The organism is Actinomadura sp. KC345 (genome assembly GCF_004348515.1).
Lineage (GTDB): Bacteria > Actinomycetota > Actinomycetes > Streptosporangiales > Streptosporangiaceae > Spirillospora.
Map to the genome: position 1 here is coordinate 1 of NZ_SMKH01000265.1, position 10,861 is coordinate 10,861.

The 10,861-nt window shown below is 73.9% G+C and carries 9 protein-coding genes and 1 pseudogene; 7 read left to right on the top strand and 3 right to left on the bottom strand.

Features of this window, described 5'->3' with window-relative positions; translation table 11 throughout:
• Positions 1-77 precede the first annotated feature (77 nt).
• From E1281_RS31255 to E1281_RS31280, 6 genes are all read left to right on the top strand, one after another.
• Positions 78-3,191 carry a BTAD domain-containing putative transcriptional regulator gene (locus E1281_RS31255; protein ID WP_131883311.1) on the top strand — a complete coding sequence of 1,038 codons (3,114 nt, stop codon included), beginning with the start codon at positions 78-80 and terminating at the stop codon, positions 3,189-3,191.
• A 67-nt stretch (positions 3,192-3,258) separates the two neighbouring features.
• A complete protein-coding gene (locus E1281_RS31260; protein WP_131883312.1) occupies positions 3,259-4,797 on the top strand; it encodes an MFS transporter in 1,539 nt (512 codons plus the stop codon).
• Positions 4,798-4,868: 71 nt separating this feature from the next.
• Positions 4,869-5,783 (top strand): SPFH domain-containing protein, encoded by a 915-nt coding sequence (locus E1281_RS31265; protein WP_131883313.1) that lies wholly within the window; start codon positions 4,869-4,871, stop codon positions 5,781-5,783.
• A 12-nt stretch (positions 5,784-5,795) separates the two neighbouring features.
• The gene (locus E1281_RS31270; RefSeq protein WP_131883314.1) at positions 5,796-6,032 is read left to right on the top strand and encodes a hypothetical protein; all 237 of its coding nucleotides are present in this window, start codon (positions 5,796-5,798) and stop codon (positions 6,030-6,032) included.
• 2 nt (positions 6,033-6,034) lie between these two features.
• The gene (locus E1281_RS31275) at positions 6,035-6,673 is read left to right on the top strand and encodes a GPP34 family phosphoprotein (RefSeq protein ID WP_131883315.1); all 639 of its coding nucleotides are present in this window, start codon (positions 6,035-6,037) and stop codon (positions 6,671-6,673) included.
• Positions 6,674-6,747: 74 nt separating this feature from the next.
• Positions 6,748-7,224: an ATP-binding protein gene (locus E1281_RS31280; RefSeq protein ID WP_243717620.1), complete on the top strand. Its 477-nt coding sequence runs from the start codon at positions 6,748-6,750 to the stop codon at positions 7,222-7,224.
• A gap of 78 nt (positions 7,225-7,302) precedes the next feature.
• On the opposite strand, the gene E1281_RS31285 is transcribed toward E1281_RS31280, so the two are convergent.
• On the bottom strand, positions 7,303-8,442 hold the full coding sequence (locus E1281_RS31285) for a mechanosensitive ion channel family protein (protein ID WP_131883316.1): 1,140 nt from the start codon (positions 8,440-8,442) through the stop codon (positions 7,303-7,305).
• Positions 8,443-8,603: 161 nt separating this feature from the next.
• On the opposite strand from E1281_RS31285, the gene E1281_RS31290 reads away from it, so the two are divergent.
• Positions 8,604-10,244, top strand: a complete 1,641-nt coding sequence (locus E1281_RS31290) for a CocE/NonD family hydrolase (RefSeq protein WP_347813323.1) — start codon at positions 8,604-8,606, stop codon at positions 10,242-10,244.
• On the opposite strand, the gene E1281_RS31295 is transcribed toward E1281_RS31290, so the two are convergent.
• Positions 10,222-10,680, bottom strand: coding sequence for a peroxiredoxin (locus tag E1281_RS31295; RefSeq protein ID WP_131883317.1), 459 nt, complete (start codon positions 10,678-10,680; stop codon positions 10,222-10,224). The genes E1281_RS31290 and E1281_RS31295 overlap by 23 nt on opposite strands.
• Positions 10,667-10,861: pseudogene (locus tag E1281_RS31300) on the bottom strand (hypothetical protein); the annotation flags it as partial. The pseudogene E1281_RS31300 and the gene E1281_RS31295, both read right to left, overlap by 14 nt.

Consider the following 10,861-nt stretch of genomic DNA (forward strand, 5'->3'; position numbering starts at 1 on the left):
GTAGTCGAGGGGTGCCGTAGTCGAGGGGTGCCGTAGTCGAGGGGTGCCGCGGTCCAGGGATGCGGAAGAATCGGGGCATGCGGTTCGGCGTCTTGGGGCCCGTCGAGGTCTGTGCAGACGGGGTCGCCGTCCCGGTGGGCGGGCCCAGGGTGCGGGCGCTGCTGGCGATGCTGCTGCTGGACGCCGGCCGGATCGTCCCGAACGAGCGGCTGATCGACGGGCTGTACGGGGACGAGCCGCCCGACGGGACGGCGAACGCGCTCCAGTCGCAGGTGTCGCGGCTGCGGCGCGGTCTCGGGGACAAGGACCTGGTCGAAGGGCATCCGGCCGGGTACCGGATCGCCGTCGATCCCGGCGACGTCGACGTGCACCGGTTCGGGCGGCTGGCGGCCGGCGGGCGAGAGGCGCTGGCGGCCGGGGAGTTCGCGCGGGCGGCGGGCCTGTTCAGGGAGGCGCTCGGGCTCTGGCGCGGGCCCGCGCTGGCGGATCTGGGGGCGCCGTTCGCCGGGCCGCAGGTGGCCCGGCTGGACGAGGAGCGGGCTTCGGTCGTCGAGGAGTACGGCGACGCCGCGGTCAAGGGCGGCGACGCCGGCGCGGCCGTTCCGGCGCTGCGGGAGCTGGTGGACGCGCAGCCGCTGCGGGAGCGAGCGCGCGCGACGCTGATGCGGGCGCTGCACGCGGAAGGGCGGCAGGCGGAGGCGCTCGCGGTGTTCGAGGAGGGCCGCCGGGTCCTGGCCGACGAGCTGGGCGCCGACCCTTCGCAGGAACTCGCGGACGTGCATGTCGCGATCCTGCGGGGTGAGGGCGGCGAGACCGCCCTGCCGAGGCTGCCGGAGCAGCTCACCAGCTTCGTGGGGCGCGAGAGCGAGCTGCGGCGGGTCGGGACGATGCTCGCGGGCGGGCGGCTCGTCACGCTGCTCGGGCCCGGGGGCGCGGGCAAGACGCGGCTGGCGGTCGAGGCGGCGCGGCGGGAGGACGGCGAGGTCTGCTTCATCGATCTGGCGCCGGTCGATCCGGGCGACGTCCCCAAGGCGCTGCTCGGGGCGCTCGGCCTGCGGGCGGCCGGAATGCGGCCGGTGCCCGGCCTGCCGGCGGACACCGAGGAGCGGCTGATCACCGCGCTGGAGGGGCGGCGGCTGCTGCTCGTCCTCGACAACTGCGAGCACGTCGTGGCGGCCGTCGCCGCGCTCACGCACCGGCTGCTGCGCGCCTGTCCCGGGCTGCGGGTGCTGGCGACCAGCCGGGAGGCGCTCGGGATCACCGGTGAGGCGCTGTGGCCGGTGCCGCCGCTGGAGCTGCCGCCGGACGGCGCGACGGAGGCGGAGCTCGCCGCGTATCCGGCGGTGCGGCTGTTCCTCGACCGGGCCGAGGCGGTCCGGCCGGACTTCGTGATGGACGGCGACGCCGTCCCGCGGATCTGCCGGGCCCTCGACGGGCTGCCGCTGGCGATCGAGCTGGCGGCGGCGCGGCTGCGGTCGCTCCCGGTCGCGCAGGTCGCGTCGCGGCTGGACGACCGGTTCCGGCTGCTGTCGCGCGGCGACCGCACGGCCGCGCCCCGGCACCAGACGCTGCGGGCGGTCGTCGAGTGGAGCTGGGACCTCCTGGACGAGGCGGAGCGGACGCTCGCGCGGCGGCTCACCGTCTTCTCCGGCGGGTTCACGCTGGAGGCGGCGATGGGCGTCTGCGACCTCGGCGACACCGACGAGCTGGTCGCCGGGCTGGCCGACAAGTCCCTGCTGCAGGCCGACGGCGCCCGGTACCGGATGCTCGACACCGTCCGCGCGTTCTGCGCGGAGCGGCTCGCCGAGGCCGGTGAGACGGAGCGGTTGGAGGAGGCGCACGCGGGGTACTTCCTCGGCCTGGCCCGCGAAGCCGACCCCGAGCTGCGCGGCGCCGCACAGCTCGCCTGGCTCGGGGTGCTCGCCGCCGAGCACGGGAACCTGCACGCGGCGCTGCGCCGGTCCGTCCGCCGGGACCCGGCGACGGCGCTGCGGCTGACCGCGTCGCTGACGTGGTACTGGCTGCTGAGGGGACGCATCGAGGGCGCGTCGCTGGCGTCCGAGCTGCTGGACGTCGTCGGCGAGCCGCCGGACGGGCTGCACGAGGAGTACGCCCTGTGCGCCACCAACGCGGTGTCGGGCGGCGTCACCGGCGAGCGGGCGGCCGGGTGGCTCGACCGGGCGACCGTGCTGCTGCACCGCGTCGACGGCCCGCTGAGGTACCCGGCGACCCTCGTCATGCTGGCGATGATCTCCGGGCCCGCCGCGAACTACGGCTTCTTCGCCGACCTGGACACCGCCGGCCGGGACGCCGCCGTCCAGACCGGCGACGACCCCTGGACGAAGGCGCTGCTCAGCATGGGCGCCGGGTTCCTCGCCCGGGTCCACGACGACCTGGCGGACGCGGAGGAGGCGTGCGCCGAGGCCGTCCGGGGGTTCCGGGCCTGCGGTGACCGCTGGGGCACGGCCGGCTCGCTGGACGCGCTCGCCCAGGTGGCCGACCTGCGCGGCGACCGGGACCGGGCACTCGCGCTGCAGGAGGAGGCGCTGGAGCTGGTGGAGCAGCTCGGCGCGCTGGAGGACACCGCCGACCTGCTCTACCAGCGGGCCCTCATGCATCTGCACGGCGGTGACCTGGACGCGGCGCACGCCGGGTACGAGCGCGGCCTGGAGTCCGCCCGGCGCGCGGGCGCCCCCGAGAAGATCGCCGGCGCGTACCAGGGGCTCGGCGAGGTGGCCCGGCTGCGCGGCGACGCCGCCGGGGCGCGGCGGTTGTACGAGACGGCGCTGGCCCGGTGCACCTCCGAGCGCTTCACCGCCGCCGAGGTGCGGGGCTCCGCGCTCGTCGGGCTGGCCCGGCTGGCCGCCGCCGAGGGCGACCACGGACGCGCGCGGGACCTGTGCCACGAGGCGCTGGACGTGTCGTCCGACCGCCCGATCTTCGGCTACCAGGCGATCGCGGCCATCGGGCTGGCCGATGTGGCGGTCGCGGAGGACGACGGCGAGCGGGCGGCGCGGCTGCTGGGCCTCGCCGCGGCGCTGCGGCACGGCCGCGTCCCCGGCGACCCGGACGCCGGGCGGATCGTGGCCGCCGCCCGCGCGCTGCTCGGAGACGCGGCGTACGAGGCGGCGTTCGCCGAGGCCGCCGCGCTCCCCCGCCCGCGGGCCTTCGCGCTGCTGACGCACCGCTGACCGGCGCCGGCGGCGCCGTCAGCCGGCGGTGCGCGGACGGTCAGCGCGCCCCGCGACGGTTGCGTGCATGGATTCCTCCACACGCAAATGGGCCACGCTTGTGACCTGCCTGCTGGTCGCCGCCGTGCCCAGCATCGACCTGACCGCCCTCAACCAGGCCGTGCCGCATCTGAGCGCGGACCTGCGCCCGTCGTCCACCCAGGTCCTGTGGATCGCGGACGCCTACGGGTTCGCCCTCGCCGCGCTGCTGGTCACGATGGGCGGCGTCGGCGACCGCATCGGCCACAAGAAGCTGCTGCTGGCCGGGATGGCGCTGTTCGCCGCCGCGTCCGCCCTGACCGCCTACGCGCCCAGTGCCGAGCTGCTGATCGCGGCCCGTGCCCTGCTCGGCGTCGCCGGGGCGACGCTGATGCCGGCCTGCCTGTCGCTGATCCGCCGCGCCTTCACCGACCCCAAGGAGAGGACGGCGGCGGTCGGCGCGTTCATGGGCGTCGCCGGGCTCGCGGTCGGGCTCGGGCCGGTCGTCGGCGGCGCGCTGCTCGAACACTTCTGGTGGGGCTCGGTCTTCCTGGTCAACGTGCCCGTCATGGCAGCGGCGTTCGTCGCTGGCGCCGTGCTGCTGACCGAGTCGCGCGACCCGGTGCCGGGACGGCTGGACCTGCTCAGCGTGCCGCTGTCGGTGGCCGGCGTCCTCGGCATCGTGTACGCGGTCAAGGAGGCCGCCGCGCACGGCCTGGACCAGGGATGGATCTACGTCTCCGCATCGGCGGGCGCGCTGGCGCTGACCGCGTTCGTAGTCCGGCAGAGCCGGCTGGACGAGCCGCTGATCGACGTCCGGCTGTTCCGGCGCGCCGCGTTCAGCGGCGCGGTCATCACCAACATGTTCGCGATGTTCGCGCTGGTCGCCCAGTCACTGATCTTCTCGTTGTTCTTCCAGCTCGCGCTCGGCTGGTCGCCGCTGAAGGCGGGCCTGGCCGGGGTGCCCGGCGCGGCGGGCGCCATGATCGGCGGCGCGCTGCTGGCCCCGCCGCTGATCTCCGCGCTCGGCCGAGCCCGGGTCGTCGCGGCCGGGATGCTGCTCGCCACGTGCGGCTACACGCTGTTCCTGACGGTCGGGCTGGACACCTCGTACTGGACGATGCTGCCCTCGATGCTGCTGGCCGGGGTGGGCATGGGCATCGGGCTCACGGTCACCGGCGACACCGTCCTCGCGTCGGTCCCGAAGGACCGCTCGGGCGCCGCGTCGGCGATATCCGAGACGGGCATGGAGCTGGGCGGCGCGCTCGGCATGGCGGTGCTCGGCAGCGTGCTGAACGCGGTGTACCGGAGCGCCCTGGAGCTGCCCGCGGGCGTGCCCGGCCCGGCGGCGTCGGCCGCCGGCGACTCCATCGCCGGGGCGCTCCAGGCCGCGGCGGCCCTGCCCGGGGACCTGGCCGGCCAGGTCGGCGCCGCCGCCCGGGACGCGTTCGTGGACGGCATGCACGCGGCCCTGCTGTGCAGCGCCGGGCTCGCCGCGCTGGTCGCCGTGTTCTCGCTCATCACGCTCCGCGGCGTCCCCAAAGTGATCACCGAGGAGGAGGAGCCCGACCTGGTCACCGTCCGCTGACCGGGCCCCCGGATTGGAAAAAGTGATATCACTTTGCTAGGTTGGTGATAACGAAGACGAGGAGAACTCATATGGCCGACGAGACGACCAAGGTGGACATGCCGCGCCCGAAGATCACGGAGCGTCGGGCGCGGGACCGCGGCGGCTGGGCGATGCTGACGCTCACCGTGGTGCTGATCCTGCTGGGCATCGCGGCGACGCTCGCCGGCGTCGCGGCCGGAGGGGCCGCCGGCATCGCGACTGGCGTCACCGCGGGGTCGCTGCTCCTGGTCGCCGCGCTGGTCGTCGCGGCCGGGCTGACGCCGGTGGCCCCCAACGAGGCGCGGGTGCTGCAGCTCCTCGGGCGCTACAAGGGGACGGTCCGCACCGACGGCCTCCGGTGGGTGAACCCGCTGACCGTGCGGCCGCGCGTCTCCACGCGGATCCGCAACCACGAGACCGGGCTGGCCAAGGTCAACGACCTGGACGGCAACCCGATCGAGATCACGGCCGTGGTGGTGTGGCAGGTCGCCGACACCGCCCGCGCGGTGTTCGAGGTCGACGACTTCGTGGAGTTCGTGGCGTTCCAGACCGAGGCGGCCGTCCGGCACATCGCGGGCAGCTTCCCCTACGACGCCGCCGACCGGATCTCGCTGCGCGACAACGCCGACGAGATCACCGCCCAGCTGTCGGCGGAGCTGTCCGAGCGCGTCGCGTCCGCCGGCGTGGACATCATCGAGTCGCGGATCACCGGGCTCGCGTACGCGCCGGAGATCGCGCAGGCCATGCTCCGCCGCCAGCAGGCGGGCGCGGTCGTCGCGGCACGGCAGCGGATCGTCGAGGGCGCGGTCGGCATGGTGCAGCTCGCGCTGAACCAGCTGGAGGAGGACGCCGTCGTCGAACTGGACGAGGAGCGCAAGGCGACGATGGTCAGCAACCTGCTCGTCGTCCTGTGCGCGGACCGCGACGCGCAGCCGGTGGTGAACACCGGCGGCCTGTACCAATGACCCCCGCTACCAGTGACTGAGCGCAAGAAGATCCTGCTGAGGCTGGATCCGGCCGTGCACGACGCGCTGGCGCGGTGGGCCGGGGACGAGCTGCGCAGCACCAACGCGCAGATCGAGTTCCTGCTGCGGCGGGCGCTCGCCGACGCCGGGCGGATGCCCGGATCGGCCCGGGGAATGCGGGGGCGCGGGCGCCCCCGCAGGACCGCCGAGGACGAGAACGACCCGCCGCCCGGCGGGGGCGAGGAATAGTCATGGTCAATGTTCCGGAATCGCTGCCGGCGCGAATGTTCCTGCTGGCGTACGACCTGAAGAAGCAGAGGATGGGCAAGGGCGGCGCGCAGCTCGGCTACGTGCTGCGCGCCGCCGCCCTCACCGAGCTGTACCTCGACGGGCGGCTCGGCGAGGAGCGGCGCAAGCCCGTCCCCGGCACACCGGGCGAGGACCCGTACGGGGTGCTGGCGCAGATCACGGAGTCGCGGCCCCGGTCGTGGCAGCACTGGGTGCGCAAGGACACCAAGGCGATGGTGGGCCGGGTACGCGACGAGCTGGCCCGCGGCGGCTGGATCCGCGTCCGGACCCGCCGGGTGATGGGGCTGTTCCCCCGCCAGGAGATCATCGTCAAGGACCCGCGCGTGGTGAAGTCGCTGTGGGGCGGGGCCTCGTCGGCGCTGCGGGGACGCCCCGTGGCCCACGTGAACAGCTACGACGCCGCGGCGGTCGCGCTGGCGGCCGCGGGCGAGCTGAAGACCGTCCTGCCGGGCTCGGACCGGCGGCGGCACAAGCGGCGCATCCAGGAGCTGACGGCCCGGACGGGCCCGGCGGCGAACGCGGCCCGCAAAGTGATCAGCCAGCAGAGGGCGGCCGCCGCCAACGCGGGCGGCGGCGGCTGAGCCCGCCTGCCGGGCGGTGGGTCCCGTTCCATGTTTGAGCGCGTCCGAAAGGGCACGATTCTCTGGGACGAAACGTGGACGGAGACAACGTGGAGATCAGCCTCGACCTCCTGCTCCCCCGGGACGCGGCGAGCGTCCCGGCGTCCCGGAGGCTGCTGGACGCGGCGCTGACCGCCCTCGGGGTGGAGGACCAGATCCGTGACGACATCGAGGCGATGCTGACCGAGGCGTGCACCAACGTGATCAGGCACGCCGAGCACGGTGCCCACTACACGGTCCGGGTCACGATCCAGGACCGCCGCTGCATGATCAAGGTGATCGACGCCGGGACGGGGTTCGACGCCGGGCAGGTCCCGCACCCCGAGCCGGCCGCCGAGCGAGGCCGCGGTCTGCTGATCATGAAGGCGCTGGCCGACGACGTCCGGTTCTGCTCCTACCCGCAGGACGGGGCGCTCGTCTCGCTGGAGAAGCACCTGCGCTACGGGGAGGACAGCCTCGGCGGCCTGCTCACCACCGACGCCCTCGACGAGGGCACTCCCCCGCCCGCGTAAGCAGCACAGGGCTTCCGCGCAAGGGCCGGCCGCGACGGCCGGCCCTCCGAAGCCGCCGGGCCGGTCGAACCCCGCCGGTCAGACCTCGCCCTCGCCGGCGGGCTCGGCGTCACCGCCCTGCCCGCGGTCGCGGGCGAGTTCGGGCTTGCGGGCGGGCGGCTCCGTCCTCGGGACCGGCACGCCGTTGCCCCGGTGCCCGTCGCCGAGGGAGACGCGGTGCTGCCAGTAGGGCGGCTGGATGCCCCGCTCGCGGATCCGCCTGTGCAGGCGCTTCAGGTACTCGTGGCTGATGAGGAACTGGTCGCCGAACTCCGAGGACCGCAGGATCACGTGGAAACCGACGGCCCCGTCGTCGAAGTTCTTGAACCGCACGAAGATGCCGGTGTCGGCCACGCCGCCCTGCACCTCCTTCATCACCTCGTGGCCGACCTCGATGCAGAGGTCCTCGACCTCGTCCAGGTCGGCCTCGTAGTGCACCTTCGCGTCCACCAGGATGGACATGTCCTCCGTGGGGCGGTGGTAGTTGGTGAGGATCGTGTCGGAGAACCGCATGTTCGGGATGACTTCGATGTTGTCCGACAGCGTCCGGATGGAGGTGTTGCGCCAGTTGATGTCGACGACGTACCCCTCCTGCCCCGTGGACAGCTTGATGTAGTCGCCGGGCTCGATGGTCTTGGCCGCCAGGACGTGGACGCCCGCGAAGAGGTTGGCGAGCGTGTCCTGCAGCGCGAGCGCGACCGCCAGTCCGCCGACGCCCAGGGCGCCGAGCAGCGGTGTGATCGACACCCCCAGGCTCTGCAGCATCACCATGATGCCGACGCCGATGACGATCACCCGGGTGATGTTGGCGAAGATCGTCACATTGCCGGCGACGCCCTGCCTGGCCAGCGCGACCGAACTGACCCCGGCGGCGATCAGCCGGGCCAGCGACAGCGTGATCACGAAGATCGTCACGGCGGTGAGCACCTTGGCCGTGATGTCCAGCGTGCCTCGCGGCAGTTCCAGCACCTTGGCCGCGATCCAGAGGCCCAGGATCACCGAGACGGGCATCGCGAGGTCTTTGATCAGCCGAGCGCCGATGTCGTCCCAGGGCGACCGGGTGTTGCCCGCCTGCCTGGTCAGCCGGCCGGTGACCAGCCGCAGGAACACCGCGATCGCGAGAGCGGCCGCCAGCACGATCCCGGCGGCGATGACGCGCTCCCAGCTCACATCGCCCATGACGTGTGCATCTCCCCCTCCGCGCGGACGGCCTCGCCCGCCCGTCAGATCCCGTTTTGCGAGCTTGCGCGTCCTCGATCGTATAGAAGACCGCGAGCCCGCGAGCCACATCACGGACTCCGGGTGCGGGCGTGGCCGGCGGGACGATTACGATCGATCAGGTGGTAGGGGTGGGAATGATGCGCCGGCTCGGGGTCACGGCGCTGGGACTGCGGAACGGCCCCCACCGGGTCACCGTCGAGCGTGATCTGGAGGTCCCGGCCGCCGACGGGGTGACGCTGCTCGCCGACCGCTACGCACCCGCGGAGGTCGAGCGGGCGCCCACGGTGCTCGTCCGCTCCCCCTACGGGCGGCGCGGCCCGTTCGGGCTCATGTGCGGGCAGGCGTTCGCGTCGCACGGGTTCCAGGCCGTGGTGCAGAGCGTGCGCGGCGGGTTCGGGTCCGGCGGCGTGTTCGAGGCGCTGGACGAGCGGGAGGACGGGCTCGCCACCATCGAGTGGCTCAAATCACAGCCGTGGTTCGGCGGCACGTTCGCGATGCACGGCCCCAGCTACCTCGGCTACGTGCAGTGGGCCGTCGCCGCCGAGGCGGGGCCCGAGCTCAAGGCGCTGTCGATGCAGGTCACCGCGTCGACCTTCCGCGACGCCGTGAACGTCGGCGGGACGTTCGCGCTGGAGTCCACGCTCATCTGGGTGGACCTCACCGCCCGGATGAAGAGCTCCCTGTCCGGCATCACGACCGGCATCATGTCGCCGCGCCGCGCCCGCCGCGCCACGCTCTCGGGACGTCCGATCGCCGAACTCGACCGCCTCGCGACGGGCGAGCAGCAGCGGTTCTTCCAGGAGCTCCTCGTCAACGGTCCCGACACCTCCTTCTGGGACAAGCGCGACTTCAGCCCGACGGTCGCGCAGGTCGCGGCGCCGGTGAACATGACCGGCGGCTGGTACGACATCTTCCTGCCCTGGCAGATCAAGGACTACGCCGCGCTCCGCGCCGCCGGCCGGCGCCCCTACCTCACGATCGGCCCGTGGTTCCACGCCGACCAGCGGATGATGCGCGGCTCGGTCGGCGAGTCGGTCGCCTGGTTCCGCGCGCACCTGCTGGACGACCCGTCCGAGCTGCGCGAGCAGCCGGTCCGGCTGTACATCACGGGGGCGGGCGAGTGGCGCGAGTTCCCCGACTGGCCCGTGCCGGGCATGCGCGAGGAACGCTGGCACCTGCAGCCCGCCGGGGCGCTGTCGCCCGGCGCGCCGCCCGAGTCCGAGCCCGACACCTACCAGTACGACCCGGAGCATCCGACGCCGTTCCTCGGCGGCCCCACCCTGCTCGGCGAGACCCGCCCGTCCACCGACCAGAAACGCCTGGAACGCCGCCGGGACGTGCTGACCTACACCTCCGCCGTCCTCGACGAGGACCTCGACGTCATCGGCCCGGTCACCGCCGACCTGCACATCCGCTCGAACCGCGAGCACACCGACTTCGTCGTGCGGCTGTGCGACGTCACCCCGGGCGGCGAGTCCCTGAACCTCTGCGAGGGGATGCGGCGGCTCGTCCCCGGCACTCCGGAGCCCGGCGCCGGCGGCGTCCGCCACGTCGCCCTGGAGCTCTGGCCGGTGGGCCACCGCTTCCGGCGCGGCCACCGCGTCCGCCTCCAGGTGGCGAGCGGCGCCTATCCCCGCGTCGCGCGCAACCCGGGGACCGGGGCCCCGATCGGCACCGCGACCGACATGCTCACCGCCGACCAGGAGATCTTCCACTCCCCGGCCCATCCCTCGACGATCAACCTGCCCGTCGTGAGTTGAGCGCCTCCAGGGCCTTGTCCGCGTGGGTGTTCATGCGGATCTCGCTCTTGATGACCGCCAGGACGCGGCGGTCGGTGTCGATGACCAAGGTCTGGCGCCTGGTGGGCATGAGCGCGATGCCGCGCTTGACGCCGAAGCGGGCGCGGACCTCGCCGCCGGGGTCGGACAGGAGCGGGTAGCCGAGCGTGTGCTTGTCGGCGAACTCCTTCTGCTTGTCGACCGGGTCGGCGCTGACGCCCACCGGGTGGGCTCCGGCCTCGGCGAGCTCGGCCACGACGTCGCGGAAGTGGCACGCCTCGGCGGTGCAGCCGGGGGTCAGCGCGGCCGGGTAGAAGAACAGGACCACCGGGCCCTTCTCCAGGAGCCCGGTCAGCGTGCGCGGCTCGCCCGTCTCGTCGGGCAGTTCGAAGTCGTCAGCGACGTCACCGGCCTTCATGGTCCGAACCTAGCGGCCCGGACGGCGGACGGCCAGGGCGCAGGAGGTCGGCGATGCCGCGGGACGTCCAGGCGCCGCGGGCGCCGGGACGTCCGGCCAGGTAGGACCCGGCGCGTTCGGCGGACCAGCCGTGGGCCTCGCGGAGGCCGTTGCCGAGCATGGTCAGGTAGGGGGCGGTCGG